The sequence below is a fragment of the Streptomyces sp. NPDC052687 genome, assembly GCF_040678395.1.
Lineage (GTDB): Bacteria > Actinomycetota > Actinomycetes > Streptomycetales > Streptomycetaceae > Streptomyces.
In genome coordinates, this window is the sequence record NZ_JBFATR010000038.1 from 1 (window position 1) to 15,735 (window position 15,735).

Annotated in this window: 14 protein-coding genes; 4 read left to right on the forward strand and 10 right to left on the reverse strand. The window is 73.3% G+C overall.

Annotated elements, in window-relative coordinates:
- Nucleotides 1-164: 164 nt before the first annotated feature.
- Nucleotides 165-443, forward strand: a complete 279-nt coding sequence (locus AB0K92_RS25095; RefSeq protein WP_365926329.1) for a hypothetical protein — start codon at nucleotides 165-167, stop codon at nucleotides 441-443.
- A 150-nt stretch (nucleotides 444-593) separates the two neighbouring features.
- Nucleotides 594-1,799: an MFS transporter gene (locus AB0K92_RS25100; RefSeq protein WP_365926331.1), complete on the forward strand. Its 1,206-nt coding sequence runs from the start codon at nucleotides 594-596 to the stop codon at nucleotides 1,797-1,799.
- 86 nt (nucleotides 1,800-1,885) lie between these two features.
- Here the strand turns inward: AB0K92_RS25100 and AB0K92_RS25105 are convergent, their stop codons facing one another.
- A complete protein-coding gene (locus AB0K92_RS25105) occupies nucleotides 1,886-2,371 on the reverse strand; it encodes a DUF6083 domain-containing protein (RefSeq protein WP_365926333.1) in 486 nt (161 codons plus the stop codon).
- 604 nt (nucleotides 2,372-2,975) lie between these two features.
- Here AB0K92_RS25105 and AB0K92_RS25110 point away from each other — a divergent pair.
- Nucleotides 2,976-4,037, forward strand: a complete 1,062-nt coding sequence (locus AB0K92_RS25110) for an N-acetylmuramoyl-L-alanine amidase (RefSeq protein WP_365926335.1) — start codon at nucleotides 2,976-2,978, stop codon at nucleotides 4,035-4,037.
- A 268-nt stretch (nucleotides 4,038-4,305) separates the two neighbouring features.
- On the forward strand, nucleotides 4,306-6,438 hold the full coding sequence (locus tag AB0K92_RS25115) for a cellulose binding domain-containing protein (protein ID WP_365926337.1): 2,133 nt from the start codon (nucleotides 4,306-4,308) through the stop codon (nucleotides 6,436-6,438).
- 95 nt (nucleotides 6,439-6,533) lie between these two features.
- Here the strand turns inward: AB0K92_RS25115 and AB0K92_RS25120 are convergent, their stop codons facing one another.
- The 9 genes from AB0K92_RS25120 to amcB all read right to left on the reverse strand — a co-directional run bounded on the left by AB0K92_RS25120 (nucleotide 6,534) and on the right by amcB (nucleotide 15,694).
- Nucleotides 6,534-7,004, reverse strand: coding sequence for a DUF3291 domain-containing protein (locus AB0K92_RS25120; RefSeq protein ID WP_365926339.1), 471 nt, complete (start codon nucleotides 7,002-7,004; stop codon nucleotides 6,534-6,536).
- 33 nt (nucleotides 7,005-7,037) lie between these two features.
- Nucleotides 7,038-7,676: a helix-turn-helix domain-containing protein gene (locus AB0K92_RS25125; RefSeq protein ID WP_365926341.1), complete on the reverse strand. Its 639-nt coding sequence runs from the start codon at nucleotides 7,674-7,676 to the stop codon at nucleotides 7,038-7,040.
- A gap of 211 nt (nucleotides 7,677-7,887) precedes the next feature.
- Nucleotides 7,888-8,289, reverse strand: coding sequence for a hypothetical protein (locus tag AB0K92_RS25130; protein ID WP_365926343.1), 402 nt, complete (start codon nucleotides 8,287-8,289; stop codon nucleotides 7,888-7,890).
- Between the two features lie 388 nt (nucleotides 8,290-8,677).
- Nucleotides 8,678-9,787, reverse strand: a complete 1,110-nt coding sequence (locus AB0K92_RS25135) for an AI-2E family transporter (RefSeq protein WP_365926345.1) — start codon at nucleotides 9,785-9,787, stop codon at nucleotides 8,678-8,680.
- A gap of 126 nt (nucleotides 9,788-9,913) precedes the next feature.
- The gene (locus tag AB0K92_RS25140) at nucleotides 9,914-13,153 is read right to left on the reverse strand and encodes a SpoIIE family protein phosphatase (protein WP_365926347.1); all 3,240 of its coding nucleotides are present in this window, start codon (nucleotides 13,151-13,153) and stop codon (nucleotides 9,914-9,916) included.
- A 128-nt stretch (nucleotides 13,154-13,281) separates the two neighbouring features.
- Nucleotides 13,282-13,437, reverse strand: a complete 156-nt coding sequence (locus AB0K92_RS25145) for a DUF6131 family protein (RefSeq protein ID WP_165995137.1) — start codon at nucleotides 13,435-13,437, stop codon at nucleotides 13,282-13,284.
- Between the two features lie 85 nt (nucleotides 13,438-13,522).
- Entirely contained in the window at nucleotides 13,523-14,005 is a 483-nt protein-coding gene (locus tag AB0K92_RS25150) for an Asp23/Gls24 family envelope stress response protein (protein ID WP_365926349.1), read from the reverse strand.
- A 422-nt stretch (nucleotides 14,006-14,427) separates the two neighbouring features.
- Nucleotides 14,428-14,646, reverse strand: a complete 219-nt coding sequence (locus tag AB0K92_RS25155; protein ID WP_165995135.1) for a hypothetical protein — start codon at nucleotides 14,644-14,646, stop codon at nucleotides 14,428-14,430.
- Nucleotides 14,612-15,694: a cyclophane-forming radical SAM peptide maturase AmcB gene (gene amcB / locus AB0K92_RS25160; protein WP_365926351.1), complete on the reverse strand. Its 1,083-nt coding sequence runs from the start codon at nucleotides 15,692-15,694 to the stop codon at nucleotides 14,612-14,614. Before amcB ends, AB0K92_RS25155 begins: the two co-directional genes overlap by 35 nt.
- Nucleotides 15,695-15,735 lie beyond the last annotated feature (41 nt).

Below are 15,735 nucleotides of genomic sequence, written 5' to 3' on the forward strand. Positions count from 1 at the left end.
CACCCCGCCGAGGGGTCCGGTCCGGCAGCAACGGCTCAATGCGTGCCCACTGGGCGTCAGTCAACGACACACCCAGACCAACGATCCGATGATCCCAAGGAAACGGCCTAGCCGCCGGGTCCGGGCGGCGCGCGCGGGCACCGGGTGCGGGCACCGGATGCGCCGTGCGGGCACCGGGTCCGGGGTGCGGTCGCCGCCGCGAGGGCCGCCGGGCGAGTGCTCCGGCACGGCAGGACGGCGGCCCCGAGGAGCGGCTGGAGGTGCTGCACGCCTGGCTGGTCGAGGACGTGCCCGGCGGCCGGGTCCGCGTCCTCACCCAGGAGACACAACGCGGCCGCCCCGCCACCGAACTGGCCCGGCAGCTCCCGAACCCGATGCTCAACGGCCACCAGGCCTGGCTGGACGGCCTCGTCCGCGCCGCCTCGGCCGGCACCGGCCGCTGACCGCCGCCGTACGGCCCCGCACGCGGGCGACGACCGCCGTACGCCGTGCGGACGGGGCGATGACCACCGTACGGCCGTACACGCGGGTGAAGGACGTACGTTCGGCGTGCCACACCGTGCGGGGAGGTGGTCGAGGTTACGGTCGGCGGTATGGACGGTGATCGTCAAGGCTGGCGCCAGTGCCTGTTCAGCGGGGCGGTCTTCGCCGTGTGCATGGCCGGCACCACCCTGCCGACCCCCCTCTACGGCCTCTACCAGGACAAGTTCGCCTTCTCCGAACTCACGGTCACCGTCGTCTACGCGGTCTACGCCGTCGGAGTCATCGGCATCCTGCTGCTGGCCGGCAACGCCTCGGACATCGTGGGCCGGCGCCCGGTGCTGCTGTGGGGCCTCGGCTTCGCGGCCGCCAGCGCCGTCTGCTTCCTGTGCGCCACCGCGCTGGGCTGGCTGTACGCGGGACGGCTGCTGTCGGGGCTGTCCGCGGGCCTGTTCACCGGGGCCGCCACGGCGTACGTGATGGAACTGGCCCCGCGCGGCGGCGCCTCACGGGCCACCTTCGTGGCCACCGCCGCCAACATGGGCGGACTGGGCTGCGGTCCCCTGCTCGCCGGGGTGCTCGCGCAGTACGCCCCCTGGCCGCTGTACCTGCCGTTCGTCGTCCACCTCGCCCTGGTGGCCTGCTCGGTCGCCGTCCTGCTGCGGCTCACCGAGACCGTGCGGGAACGGCGGCCCGTCAGCGCCGTACGCCCCCGACGGCCCGGCCTGCCCCCGCGCGTGCGGGCGGTGTTCGGACCGGCGGCCGCCGCCTCCTTCGTGGGCTTCGCCCTCTTCGGCGTCTTCACCTCCGTCAGCCCGTCCTTCCTCGCGCACTCCCTCGACGTGCACAACCGCGCGGTCAGCGGGCTGGTCGTCGCGCTCGCCTTCTTCGCCTCCACCGCGGGGCAACTGGCCGTCGGCCGGGCCGGCACGGCCCGCTCACTGCCCCTCGGCTGCGCCGCCCTGCTCGGCGGCCTCGCCCTGCTGGCGGGCGCCCTGCACTGGAACCTGCTGCCCCTGGTCGTCCTCAGCGCGCTCGTCGGCGGCGTCGGCCAGGGACTCGCCTTCCGCGGCGCCGTGTCCGCCGTGGCCCAGGCCTCCGACGCCGACCGGCGCGCGGCGGTCATCTCGGCGCTGTTCGTGGTCGCCTACACGGGTATCTCGGTGCCCGTCATCGGCGTCGGCCTCCTGGTCGGCCCGATCGGCCTCGAAGGCGCCGGGCTCGTCTTCATCGCCTGCATGGCCCTGGTGGTGTCGGCCGCGGGCGTCTACCTGCTGCGCCGCCCGGTACCGGCGGCGGAGACCAGCGGCGCCCGCTAGAGAACGTCCGCTGGGTCGCGCCTGCCTCGCGACGCCTGGCGCGCCCTCTCGCCGTGCCGGGACGGGCGGCGCGCGTCACACGGGGCTCACCCCGCGTCCGGCCAGGTCTCCGGGAACCCTTCCGCGTCCGCCCGCTGCCGCGCCAGGGCGGCGTTGTGGTCGCGGACCGAGGTCAGCCACCGCCAGGGCTTCAGCTCGTCCAGGGTGAGCCCCGGGCAGGCCAGCTGGTGCGGAATCCGGCAGGTCTCCCCGGTCCGGGGCTCGTTGAGGCCGCTGTTCCAGGCGACGCCGGTCCGGTCGACGTGCCAGCGGTGCCCGCCGGGGACGAGATGGGACGGCACGATCAGCCGGGGTTCGAGGAGGACGTGCTGCCCGGTGTAGGTGGGGCGGCGCTCGCCGGTGAGGCCGCAGTGCGGGCAGCGCGGCGGGCCGGGGGGTTCGGGCCCGGTCGCGCCGTCGAGGGCGGCTTGCGCGCGGTCGGCCTTCTCCCACGGCGGCGGCACTGCGGGCGCGTGCCGGTGGGCGTCGGGACCGGGCAGCGGGACGATGCTCGGGTGCGGTGTATGCCCCATGGATCGAGCGTCCGTCGTCGCGCCCGGTTCGGGTAGGGCGCGAACCGGGCGTGCCGGGGGCACGCGGGCACAGCGCGCGGGCGGGGCGCGCGGAAGGGGCGCGGGGCGTTCGCGCGCGGCGGAGGGTGCGGGTCGGACGCCCGGTGCGGTGCGGTGCGGAGCGGAGGGGAGGGGAGGGGAGAGGCAGGGCGCGGGCCCGGATCTTGCGCGTCGAGGCCGTCCGACGAGCGGCCGGAATCAGTCTGGACGCTCCTGACACGTCTCGGTATCGCAGTCATCAGCGTTCCACCGCGCTAGGCCCGACCACACCCGATCGGAGACTGATCATGGGGCCCCACCCTGGCGACGGCGTCCTCCACCAGCGGAAACTGGACGTCCACCGACCCACCCGTTCCCACACCCCGCAGCGCCGCCGCACAGGCGTCGACGATATTTTCACCCATAAGGGTGACAGTCACCTGACTCCGGTCTTATCGGCCCTGGCCGGGAACTCCCCCCGCAACGGTGACATGAGGTCATTTCCGGACAGCGGCGACAGTCCCTCCCGCACCTGTCGCCCCCCTGTTCACGCGCCCGTCCTCCCGGCGCGGTCGGAGCGTGGGTGATGGCCTCCCCGCTCAGTGCCGACCGGCTGCTCTCGGCGCTGCGGGCCGAGGGCTGCGCCGTCCGCGAGGTCCGCTCGTGGCGCACCAACAACCGCAACCATGTCGGCGCCTGGGGCCCCGTCCACGGCGTCATGATCCACCACACCGCCACGCGCCCCGGCGCCGACGTCGTCGACCTGATCTACGGTGGCCACGCGAACCTTCCGGGCCCGCTCTCCACCGGCTGCATCACCAAGGACGGCACCGTCCACCTCACCGGCAACGGCCGCGCCAACCACGCCGGCGGGGGAGACCCCGACGTCCTCACCGCCGTCAGGAACGAGTCGTACGGCGCCTATCCGCCCCCCACGAACGAGCACCAGGGCAGCGCGGGATCCGTCGACGGCAACGCCCACTTCTACGGCTTCGAGTGCGAGAACAAGGGCGACGGCACCGACCCCTGGCCCCGCGCCCAGTACCTGGCCATGGTCAGGGCCGCCGCCGCCATCTGCCGGGCCCACGGCTGGAGCGCGAAGAGCGCCATCGGCCATCTGGAGTGGAGCGACTGGAAGCCCGACCCCCGCGGCTTCGACATGAAGGACTTCCGCAGCGACCTCGCGGCCTGCCTGGCACTCCCGGCGGGCCGCTGGGAAGGAGACGACGACCCCATGCCCCAGTACGTCAACCTCGGCATCGCCGCGCCCTACACCCTCGGCCCGGGCGGCTGGAACTCCGTCGAGTTCCCCCGGGAGTGGACCGACGAGACCGGGGACCACGCCACCGGCGGCAGCGTGTGGGCCCGCGGTGCCTGCCGCTTCTCCGGCTCCCTGAGCCTGCGCGTCTCCGGCCTCGGGGCGGGCCGGAGCGTTCAGGTGCGCATGTCGGAGTTCGAGGGCGACGAACTGGTCCAGGACCACCCCATCCACGAGCTGGTCGGCACCAGCGGCGACACCTTCGGCGTCCTGCCCCTGGTGAAGCGCATCGGACCCGGACGCGGGATGCGGGTACGGCTCCTCAACACCCAGGACACTCCGGTCACGGTCGAGACGGCCGTACTGACCGCCCTGGTGTGGAAGGAGTGAGGCGGCCCGGCGAGCCCGCCCGGCCCGTCCCACGCACGCACCCCTGACACACCGCGCCCGGTGCTCCGGCTCAGGCTGGGGTACCGGGCGCGGACCGTCGTCCGCGCGCGTTGACAGAACATCACACCACTCCCATCATGGGAGCGCTCCCATGCGGCGGGGCCTCCATGCGCCGCCGCCCCGCACGCACGCATCCACGTACGCACGCACCGCTCTCCGTGCCACCGGCCTCACCGCTGCCCGCGCCCCGGCTTCCAGGGAGACTCCCATGTCCTTACCGCACAGACCCGGCCGGCCCGCCCGCACCGGCCGCCCCCGCCCGCTCGCGCGCACCGCGACCGTCCTCGCCGCGGCGGCGGCCCTGCTGTCCCCGCTCGCGGGCACCGGCCCCGCCTCCGCCGCGCCGCAGGCCGCCGCCGCGGACGCCACCGTCCGGGTCAACACCCAGGCGGCACTGGGCCGGCTCTCCGACGTCGCCCGCGGCGTCAACGCCGCCATCTGGGACGCCCACATGAACGATCCCGAGGTCGCCACCCTGATGAAGGCCGCCGATGTCGGGGCGATGCGCTACCCGGGCGGCTCGTACGCCGACATCTACCACTGGGAGACGCACACCGCGCCCGGCGGATACGTGGCCCCGGGCACCGGCTTCGACGCCTTCATGGGCACGGTCCGCGCCACCGGGGCGCAGCCGATCCTCATCGCCAACTACGGCTCCGGCACGCCCGAGGAGGCGGCCGGCTGGGTCCGGTACGCGAACGTCACCAAGGACTACGACGCGAAGTACTGGGAGATCGGCAACGAGATCTACGGCAACGGCCACTACGGCAGCGGCTGGGAGCACGACGAGCACGAGGACAAGAGCCCCCGCGAGTACGCCCGCCAGGTCCGCGCCTACGCCAAGGCCATGAAGGCCGTCGACCCGACCATCAAGATCGGCGCGGTGCTCACCACTCCGGGGCACTGGCCGGACGGCGTCGTCGGCGAAGGCGACGCGGGCGACTGGAACCACACCGTGCTCTCCCAGGTCACCGACGTCATCGACTTCGTGAGCGTCCACTGGTACGCGGGCGGCGCCGACACCACCGCCGAGGCCGCCATGACCCGGCTGACCAGGCTGCCCGGCGAACTGCGCGAGGTCCGCAACCAGCTGGACCGGTACGCGGGCGCCGACTCGCCGCGCATCGGCATCGCCCTCACCGAGATCAACACCAACACCGGCGGTGCCCGCCTCACCGCCCGCCCCAACGCCCTGTTCGCCGCCGACGCCTTCATGACGGCGCTGGAGAACGGTGTCTTCACCGTCGACTGGTGGAACACCCACAACGGCCCCGGACAGATCACCACCGTCGACGGCGAGACCGACTACGGCGACATGGGCATGCTCTCCAGCGGTGCCTGCACGGGAGACGTCTGCCAACCGCCGGCGAACACCCCGTTCCACCCGTACTACGGCATGAAGATGACCCGCGAATTGGGCACCGCCGGCGACACCATGGTCGCCACCGCCTCCTCGGCGCGGGACGTCTCCGCACACGCCGTCCAGCGGCGCGACGGGCGCCTGAGCGTCCTGCTCATCAACAAGAACGCGGACACCGCCCGGACCGTCGACCTTGAGTACGCGGGCTTCACCCCGTCCGGCGCCGCGCCGGAGCTGAGCCGCTACGCGCGCGGGGACACCGACATCACCGACGTGGACGGCGACGGCACGTCCGCCTCCCGCGTCACCGTGGAGCCGTACGGGATGCTCACCGTCACCCTGACGCCGCGAGCGGGAACCGGCCCGGCCGCCTCCGGTGCCGCGACCCCGGGCACCCCGAAGCTCGAGTCGGTGACCGACACCTCCGCGCGCCTGTCCTGGGCGGGCGCACAGGGTGCCGCGCGCTACCTGGTCCAGGCACGCGAGGGCGCGCACACCCGCGTGGTCGGTGAGACCACCGGCACGTCCGTCACGCTGCGCAACCTGCCCGCGGGCAGCACCCACACGGTCAACGTGCTGGCCGCCGACGCCGCGGGCCGCCTCTCCGCCCCGTCCGACCCGCTGACGTTCACCACCGGCACCCCGGCGGACGCCCCGTGCGCGGTGACGTACCACCGTGACACCAGCTGGGGCAACGGCTTCGTGGCGACTGTGACCGTCCGGAACCTCTCCGGCGCCCCGATCACCGGCTGGACCGTGGACTGGGACTGGCCGACCGACCGGCAGTCGGTGTCCTCCGGCTGGAACGCCACGTTCCACCAGACCGGCCGCCACGTGCGCGTCACCGCCCCCGAAGGCGCCGGCCCGCTCGCCCCCGACGGCGCCTCGTCCGCCTCCTTCGGCTTCGTCGGCGCCAACGACGGCCCCAACCCCGAGCCGACGGTCTTCCGCCTCAACGGCGCGGTCTGCTCCGGCGGTTGAGACACCCCGGACCGTCCTGATCCCGTCCGGGTTCCAGCACAGGACCCGTCCCCTGCCGGGGCCCGGGCGGGCCGACCGCAGCCCGCGGGCTGCGGTCAGAGCAGCGCCGCGCCCGTCGGGGCCGGGTAGGGGTCGCGGAAGGTGAACGCCTGCGGGCCGGGGCCGTGTTCGCGGAGCAGGGCGACGCGTTCCATCGCCTCGGCGACGGTCGGCCGGTGGCCGGCCGGGATCCACCACAGGGCCTGGTGGGCCTCGGTCATGCGGTGGAACCACTCGCGGCGGCGGCTCAGCACCCGCAGATGGCCGCTGTGGTAGGTGAAGTTCCGCAGGGCTTCCACGGACTCCCAGACCGAGCAGTTGATCAGGAGGAAGGCGTCGTTCCCGTCGGGGCGGATGCCGGTCGCGTCCGCGCCGTCGTCGTCGACGAGCCGCCAGACGAAGCCGGGGCTGCGGTCGGCGAGCGCGTTGATCTCGGGCTGCTGGGCGACGAAGTCGGCCAGCTCGGGGCTGTCCAGCGGGGCGATGATGCGGCCGATGTTGACCTGCGCCAGATGGGACTCAGTCATGGGGCACAGCATGGCCCGGCCCCGTCTCTATAGTCAATCAGTTTTGTTTTTAGAGAGTGAGACGCAGCAGCCGCCCGGACACGGGTCCATCGCCGGCGACCACTCCTCGGGCGCCAGACCCTCGATGAGCGCCAGGTTCATCCCGCAGATCAGCGCGGGAAACTCCGAAGCCAGCGCGTGGAACGGGCAGTTGCGCAGCCGTAGCGTCTCGCCGTCCCGGAAGGGCTCGTAACCGCGAGCGCGCAGCGCCGCCTCCACGTCGCCGGCGCCCCCGTCCGGCTGCGCCGCGCCCGCCGCCTTCGCCGCGGCCTGCAACTCCCGGTCCAGCCCGGCGTTCTCCAGGACCTCGGCGAGCAGCCGGGCCGCGGCGTCGTACGACCGCGGCGGAACCGACACGGCGTGCTCGCCCTCGGCGCGCCGGTACACCTTCGCCGGCCGCCCCGCCCCGGGCCCGCTGCGCCCGGACAGCCGCCGGAAGGACACCGCCAGCAGCCCCGCCTCGACCAGCTTGTCCAGATGGAAGGCGGCGAGCGACCGGGAGACGCCGGCCGCCTCGGCGGCCGCGTCGCGGCTCACCTCCTCCGGAGCGGCGGCGACATGCCGGTAGAGCCGGCGCCGCACCGGATCGCTCAGCACACCCAGTACGTCGAACGTGGAGTCTTCGTCAGTCACGCACCGACTCTATGACCAATGGTCGGCCGGGCGCGCCGCGTGCCGGGACCGCGACCATGGTCCACGCAGGTTCGCTTCGCGAGGAGGACCGCGCCGCCTGGGAAGTGCCGGCGCGTGGTCACAGGGCGTTCTACCGCTCCGCCGTACCGGACGAGGCGTACGACAAGGTGGCGGGCTTCAACGGGTTCGTGCGGTACGACTACCCACTGGCTCAGGCGTCCCCGGGCTCCGGAGCGAAGCCGGTGCCGCTCTGTGTCTGGTCGCAGAGGGCGATGTACCGGGCCTGCCCGTGCGGGCCGGCGTACCCGTCCCCGAGGGTCACGATCTCGTGGGGTGCCGCCGTGCGGCACAGCCCCTCGGCTCCGTCCTGGTAGACGACCTTGACGGTCATCGCGGCGCCGCAGCCGTTCCCGGCCTGGGTGTACCGCCAGCTCTGGTGCAGGGTGACGCAGGAAGGCGCGGGCTCGGCCGCGGAGGAGGAGGTCGCGGAGGTCGCGGTGGAGGCGGAGGCCGCGGTGAAGGCGGAGGCCGTGCCGGCCGTCACGGCCGAGAGGAGGAGCGCCGCGGCCGCTCCCGCGCGGGCGCGCTTCCGAAGTCGTCCGAAGGTCAGCATGGTGGGGCACCTTTTCCGTTGAGCAACACGTCGATTTCTGAAGGCATATGCCGTCCGTTGTGGCGTTCTGCCTTCACAAACCGAAAGAATCGACTGGGGTCCCGGATGGTGCAACACGGCAGTCGGTCTTCCGGTCAGGCGGGTCGCGTCAGCCACCGGATCGGCCGCCACCTGCGAGGATGAGCGAACTGGGCGGCTGGGGGACTGAGGTGACGGTTGAACAGTTACAAGCGCCCCGGACACGCCGCGCGGCGACGAGCAGGTGGCAGGCCTCGACCAGCCGGCACGTCATGTCACGTAGTGAAAGGACGGCCGCAGGGGCATCGGTCTGATTTTCGCCGCCCGAGCGGTCACCGGTCGTCGGCCGGTGACCGCGTCGGGAGCACATCTACGAAGGTACGGCTGCCCCGGACGGCGACTCGTCGGGCTCCGGGTCCGGGTCCCGCAGCTGTTCGCGTACGTAGTTCCAGACCACGGCGATCAGCGCGGCCACCGGTACCGCCAGCAGGCTGCCCACGATGCCGGCCAGGCTGCCTCCCAGGGTGACCGCGAGGAGGACCACCGCGGCGTGCAGGCCGAGCCCGCGGCTCTGGATCATGGGCTGGAAGACGTTGCCCTCCAGCTGCTGCACCACCACGATGATGGCCAGCACGATCAGGGCGTCCGTCAGGCCGTTCGAGACCAGGGCGATGAGGACCGCGACCAGACCCGCGAAGAGGGCGCCGACGATCGGGACGAAAGCGGACACGAAGGTCAGCACCGCGAGCGGCAGGACCAGCGGAACCTTCAGGATCCACAGGCCGATCCCGATGAGCACGGCGTCCAGCAGACCCACGAACGCCTGTGACCGCACGAACGCGCCGAGGGTCTCCCAGCTGCGTTCGGCGACGACCGGGATGTCCGTGGCCAGCCGGCCGGGAAGCTGACGGGTCAGCCAGGGCAGGAACCGGGGCCCGTCCTTGAGGAAGAAGAACATCAGGAAAAGCGCGAGGACGCCGGTGACCAGGCCGTTGACCACCGTGCTGACCCCCGAGACCACGGCGGTGAGCAGGCTGCCGACGCTGTCCTGGACGCGGGCCACGGCCTTGTCGAAGCCGTCGGTGATCTGCTCGTCGCCGATGTTCAGGGGCGGCCCGGCGACCCACTCACGGATTCTCTGGATGCCGGAGACCGCGCCGTCGGCCAGCTGGCCGGACTGGGAGGCGACCGGCACCGCGATCAGCGTCACGATGCCCACCAGCACGACCAGGAACGCCACGGTCACCGCCGACGCGGCCAGGGCCGGAGGCCACCCCCGCCGACGCAGGAAACGAGCCATCGGCCAGGTCAGCGTGGTGAGGAGCAAGCCCACTATCAGAGGCCAGACAACCGACCACATCCGCCCCAGAAGCCAGAGGACGACCGAGGTGGCCAAGGCGACCAGCAGCAGGTCGAGGGAGACGCGTGCCGATGCGCGCAACGCTGCGGCGGTTTTCGTGGAACTCAGGGAAGCAGACATGACGGTAACCCTATGGGGGACCGCCCTCGTACTCTTTCAGCGCCGCCGGTACGACAACATCCGGCCACCGGCATGCACTTGCGGCACGGCACGGCACGGCACGGCATGGCAGGCACTTCGCACGGCTCAGTCGAGGTCGTCGAACATGTCCAGCAGCGTCTGCTCGTCCGGCTCCGGCGCGGCCTGCTCCGGCTGCGGAATCTGCTCGGCCCACACCGTCTTGCCCTGCGGCATGAAGCGGGCGCCCCAGCTCTTGGTGAACTGCGCGACGAGGAACAGGCCGCGCCCGCCCTCCTCGGTCGTGGCCGCCCGCCGGATCCGCGGGGAGGTGTTGCTGCGGTCCGAGACCTCGCAGATCAGCGAGTCGTCGCGCAGCAGCCGCAGGCCCACCGGCCCCTGACCGCCGTACCGCACGGCGTTGGTGACCAGCTCGCTGACCACCAGTCCGGTGTTGAAGTCCAGCTCCGACATGCCCCAGGCGGCGAGTTGGGCACGCGTGACCTCCCGCGCCCGCGCCACGGCGGAGGGCTCCGACGGGAACTCCCACGACGCCACGCGGTCCTCGGGCAACGCGTGCACCCGGGCCAGCAGCAGAGCCACGTCATCGTACGGACCGCCCGGCGGGAGGGTGCCGGCGACCCGGTCGCAGATGTCCTCCAGCTCCGGACCCGCCTGACTCAGCGAGGCCAGCAGCCGGCCGGTGCGCGCGTCGGTGTCGCCGTACCCGCGGCCCTCCTTGAGCAGGCCGTCGGTGTACATCGTCAGCAGGCTGCCGTCGGGCAGGTCGACGCCGGCGGACTCGTACGGCTGGATCCCGCCGAGCCCGAGCGGGGGACCGACCGGAAGGTCCATCAGCCGCGCCGTCCCGTCCGGTGTCAGCACAGCGGGCGGCGGATGGCCGGCCCGTGCGGCCGTGCACCGGCAGGACACCGGGTCGAAGATCGCGTACAGGCAGGTCGCCCCGGTCGCCGGGTCCAGCTCGTCCGCCGAATCACCGGGGGTACGGCTGACCAGGTCGTCCAGGTGCGCCAGTACCTCCTCGGGCAGCAGGTCGAGCCCGGCCAGCGTCCGCACCGCCGTACGCAGCCGGCCCATGGTGGCCGCCGCCTGGAGGCCGTTGCCGGGCACGTCCCCGACGACCAGCGCCACGCGCATCCCGGACAGCGGGATCACGTCGAACCAGTCCCCGCCCACACCGGCCCTGACGTCCGCGGGCAGATAACGGGAAGCGAGGTCGACCGCGGTCAGCCGGGGAAGGGCGCGCGGCAGCAGGCTGCGTTGCAGGGTGAGCGAGGCCTGGTGCTCCCGGCGGTAGCGGCGCGCGTTGTCCACGCTGATCGCGGCACGCGCCGCCAGCTCGCCCGCCAGCGTCAGGTCGTCCTGCTCGAACGGCCTCGACCTGCCGCGGCGGTAGAACCCCGCCAGGCCCAGGACCGACCCGCGCGCGGACAGCGGAGCGCACAGGAACGAGTGCTCGCCCTCGCCCAGCAGGTCGACGGGGTGCACCTGTTCGGCCGGGTGCCCGGCCAGGGCGGCGGTCACCACCGAGTCCGTGACCGGCACACCCGTCTCCAGGCACCGGGCCTGGGGCGTGCCGGCGGGGTAGCCGACGGGCTCGTCCACGCCGTCCACCGCGGTGCCGGAAGCGATTCGGGCGTTGGGGGAGGCCGCGGTGTGGGGGGAGGCCGGGGTGCCGGGGGCGTACGGGGAGGTGGGCGGAGTGGGGGAGCCGAGCGCAGTGGGGGAGGGGCGGGGGCCCATGTCCGTCCGGGCGGCCACCCGGCGCAGCGCCACGTCCGGGCCCAGCCGTCCGCGCGGTGGCTCCTCGCCCGCCAGGACGCCTTCCACCAGGTCGACGACGACCAGGTCGGCGAAGCGCGGCACGGCGATCTCCGCCAGTTCCTCGGCGGTGCGCCGCATGTCCAGGGTGGTGCCGAGCCGGGCGCCCGCCTCGTTCAGCAGGGACAGCCGCCCGCGCGCCTCGGCGGCGAGCCGGCCGACGCCGGGCTCACCGACGAGCAGCAGCCAGGCGTCGGCAGGAGCGGCGAGGGAGGCTTCCGCGTCCGCGGACTCCCCGGCAGCCGGTTGTGCCGGTGCATGGGCCTCCGGGGTGTGTGCCTGCGGGGTCTGCCCTTCTGCGGTGTGCGCTTGCGGGGTGTGCCCTTGTGCGGTGTGCCCTTCTGGTTCGGTGGTGGGCGGGTGTGCGGTGTGTGGCTCGGCGGTGTGCGGATGCGCGGTCTGCGGCTCGGCGGCGTGCGGGCGCTCGGCGGGCGGATGGGTGGCCTGCGCTTCCGCGGCCGGCGGTCCCGCCGTCGTACCGAAAACCTTCGTCCCGGCCGCCTCGGCGGGACGTCCGAGGAGGGGCACATGCCGCCCGTCGGGAGCGGTGGCGGTGGCCCGGCCCGGCTGCCCGGTGCCCGGTCCCGCACCCGCATCCGTCCCCGGCCGTGTGCCCCCGCCCGCTGAACCCCTGGCACGGGTGTCCTCGAAGCTGACCTCGACCGCCGCGCCCTCCGCGTCGCCGTGGTGCAGCTCCCGGCGGCGCAGTACGGCCGTGCGGCTGCCCGCGAGGGGCACCTCGGCGAACGTCTCGTCCGTGGAGGAGATCAGCTCGACGGCACGCTCCAGCAGGATCAGCCGCTCCTGCGGGGTCAGCCGGGGCGCCGGTCCGCCGGACCGGGACAGCTCTCCCGAACCGACCTTCAGCCGGGCGTGTCCGCCGCGCTCCCTGGCCTGGCGGAAGGAGTGCATGAGCTGGCGCTCACGGGCCGTGCTCAGCTCCAGCAGACGTTCCTCGATGCGCTCGGTGGCGTCCTGCAGCACCAGGGCCATCGTGGGGTTGGCCAGCTCGCGTGGCACGGACAGGTTGACCGCACCGCGCACGGTGCCGCCCACCGGGTCGCGCACCGGCGCGGCCATACAGGTGAGCTCCTTCAGCTCGTGCAGGAAGTGTTCGTGACCGACGACCACGAACGGCGCCCTGGTGCTCAGCACCATGCTGACGCTGCTGGTCCCCATGAACCGCTCATCGACATTGGCGCCCGGCACCAGGGAGGCGGCGTCCATCAGCCTCAGCCCCGCCGGGTCGCCCCACCGGTCGACGATGTTCGCCCGGGAGTCGGCCAGCGCCACGGTCACCGGGACGCCGGAGAACCGTTCGTAGAGGTGGTCCAGGACCGGCGTCGCGGCCCTGATCAGCCGGGAGTCGGGATCCAGGTCGCTCTCGATGGGCAGGTCGGCCCGCTCCCGGTCGATGCCGAGAGACTGCGAGCGCTGCCAGGAAGCGAGAATTTCCGGGCGCACGCCGGGCTCCGGCGGCGCCCCGTCGTCGCGACCGCTGCCCGAGGGAGGGGGGTACGGCTCCACAGAACCAGGATAGTCGGGCAAATCGGACATCTGCTCCGGGGTGGGCCGCTCACGAGTCCCGCGCACACCGGCGCGCAGCCCGCGGCGGGGAGCGAACGCTCCACGGCCGCGGGCCCGGACGTGGTCGTTCACCAATAGTGGCGGCGGCCGGCGACGGCGTGCCCCATGCCGCCGAGGATCCACAGGATCGCGCCGATGACCACCAGGACTATGCCTATGGTCCACAGGATCGAGATGCCGGTCACGAAGCCGACAATGAGCAGAATGACGCCCAAGATGATCATGATGTCTCCCTTTGCGGGCTGTGGTTTCCCCCACTGACAGCGGTGATCGACGAGGCGGGCGGGGCCCGGTGCGCACCCTGGCGGCTCACCTCACACGCCCCTCGTCCGGTGCGGTCTCCTCCTCCTCGTCGGGGAGGTGCACGTCGCCCACGGCGATGTTCACCTCGACGACCTCCAGGCCCGTCATCCGCTCCACCGCGTCGATCACGTTGGAGCGCACGTCACCGGCCACGTCGACGATCGAGACCCCGTACTCGACGACCATGTCCAGGTCGACGGCGGCCTGCCGCTCCCCGACCTCCACGCTCACGCCCCGGGTGACACCCCCGCTCCCGCCGGGCACGCGGTCGCGCATGGCTCCCAGAGCGCGGGTCATGCCTCCGCCGAGGCTGTGGACGCCCGGCACCTCGCGGGCGGCCAGGCCCGCGATCTTGGCCACCACACCGTCCGCGATGCTGGTCTTCCCCCGGGTCTCCGCCGGAGCGCCGGCCCCGGTGCGCCCCTGCAGCGCGCTCACGCCGGTGTCGGACCGGTTGCCCAGGCCGATGCCGGTGCTGTTCTCCGTCATGGCGATCACCTCGGTCGATCGGCCGGACACCGCGCGACACCCGGCGCAGGCAGCGGGCGGCTCTCGTCGTGAAGGGGGATCGTCCGGCTCCGGCCGGGCGGATCGATGGGCGCCGTCATGTCGCGTCCCCTGTCCCCGGGCCAGCGTGCGCGGCCCGGTTGCGTGGTGCGCCGGGACCGACGTCGGCCTGGGAGGCGGCGTACGGAAAACTCCCGGTTCCTTAACGGTAACTCCGTCGGCCCGCATGCGTTCGCCCGTGCCGGCCGGAAGGCCCCGGACCTGGTCCCGGCCCCTTCCTGGGCTCATGCTCGAGAGCGCGGTCCCGGGGCGGAAGGGCGGCGCGCGGCCGCGCGTACGACGACGTTCGCGCAGGCGTGCATCGGCCGGGCGGGGCGTGGCCGTCCGCATGCCCCGGTGTCAGGTCACTCCAGCCCGTCCTGTCCGGTCACGGTGTCATCGAGGTGGCCCCGGATCGGAGGTTCGGTGGCACCCGAGTAGAGCGTGGAGGCGTGCGCGCACGCGGTGTCGCCGCACTCCTCGCAGACCTCGGCGTCCGGCAGCGGGAACAGGGCGAACAGGCCGGCGCCCGGGGACCGTACGCGGTCCTCAGCACGGGCCGGTTCCGGCGACTCGTTCCGCATCGCGTATCAGTCCCTCCATGAGGAGCTTCCTGCTGTTCCGGCAGAAGACGGTCTCGGTGGCGTCCAGCCGGCCGGTCTCGAAATGCTTGTTGGCAGCCTGCCCGCCACGGCAGTACGCGAACAGGCCGCACCCGGCGCGACAGGCGTCGACCCCGTCGAGGGCCTCGGCGACCCAGGGCGTCTCCTCGGCGCGGGCCAGGCAGCCGGCCAGCCCGCGCTCCCGTACGTCGCCGACCGTGAACGGCCCGTGGCGCGCGGAGGAGAAACCCGCGAGGTCCGGACTGAGGACGACCACCTGCCCGTCCCAGGTGACCATCGGCAGCGGATCGAGCGGCTGATCGGCCCACCGCCCGGCCACGCCGGCCAGCTCCGCCCTGACGTACCGCCAGGCGTGCTCGAGGTCGCGCAGGGACAGGGAGCGGTCGGCGCGCCCGCGGGCGGCCAGCGTGGCCCAGAACTCCGCGACGCTCTCGTCGTCGTGGACGGCCGAGGCGTTCACGCCCTTGCGTTCCACCAGGTTGACTCCCAGCACCCGGCAGCCGAGAGCGGCGAACCACTCATGCAGCTCGGCCGCCTTGTGCGGGGAGGGGTCGCTCACGACGGCGATGGCACCGAACGCGATGCCGTGTTCCCTGAGCAGCGCGATGCCGCGCAGCGCGCGGCCGGTGGCGTCCCGCCCCGCGCGGTCGCGCCGTGCGGAACCGGGGCCCGGACCGTCGACACTGACGGAGACCTTGATCCGCCGCTCCGCGAACAGCCGGCACCAGGCCTCGTCGATGAGCGAGGCATTGGTCTGCACGGAGTGCCGCACGGGGTGCTCGCGGCCGGGGGGAAAGCGGTCCAGCAGCCCCCGCAGGCGGGACACGCCCGCGGTGAGCGGCTCGCCACCGTGCCACAGCACCGTCACCGGGTGGTGCTCCGACCAGGCGCCGACGGTGTCCGCGACGGCGTCGGCGACCTCGTGGGACATGACGCGGGCGAGCCCTCGGGAGGGCAGGTAGCAGTAACGGCAGTCGAGGTTGCACAGCGGGGTCGGCTGGAGCAGCACCAGGGAACTGGTCCTCGCCAGCCGCGCCCGGTGCGGTGGCC

Excerpts from the sequence above, each read along its gene's own strand:
- AB0K92_RS25110 (WP_365926335.1), top strand. The coding sequence starts at position 2,976 with ATGGCCTCCCCGCTCAGTGCCGACCGGCTGCTCTCGGCGCTGCGGGCC.
- AB0K92_RS25135 (WP_365926345.1), bottom strand. The coding sequence starts at position 9,787 with ATGTCTGCTTCCCTGAGTTCCACGAAAACCGCCGCAGCGTTGCGCGCA.
- AB0K92_RS25145 (WP_165995137.1), bottom strand. The coding sequence starts at position 13,437 with ATGATCATCTTGGGCGTCATTCTGCTCATTGTCGGCTTCGTGACCGGC.
- AB0K92_RS25150 (WP_365926349.1), bottom strand. The coding sequence starts at position 14,005 with ATGACGGAGAACAGCACCGGCATCGGCCTGGGCAACCGGTCCGACACC.
- AB0K92_RS25130 (WP_365926343.1), bottom strand. The coding sequence starts at position 8,289 with ATGCTGACCTTCGGACGACTTCGGAAGCGCGCCCGCGCGGGAGCGGCC.
- AB0K92_RS25115 (WP_365926337.1), top strand. The coding sequence starts at position 4,306 with ATGTCCTTACCGCACAGACCCGGCCGGCCCGCCCGCACCGGCCGCCCC.
- AB0K92_RS25155 (WP_165995135.1), bottom strand. The coding sequence starts at position 14,646 with ATGCGGAACGAGTCGCCGGAACCGGCCCGTGCTGAGGACCGCGTACGG.
- AB0K92_RS25100 (WP_365926331.1), top strand. The coding sequence starts at position 594 with ATGGACGGTGATCGTCAAGGCTGGCGCCAGTGCCTGTTCAGCGGGGCG.
- AB0K92_RS25120 (WP_365926339.1), bottom strand. The coding sequence starts at position 7,004 with ATGACTGAGTCCCATCTGGCGCAGGTCAACATCGGCCGCATCATCGCC.
- AB0K92_RS25105 (WP_365926333.1), bottom strand. The coding sequence starts at position 2,371 with ATGGGGCATACACCGCACCCGAGCATCGTCCCGCTGCCCGGTCCCGAC.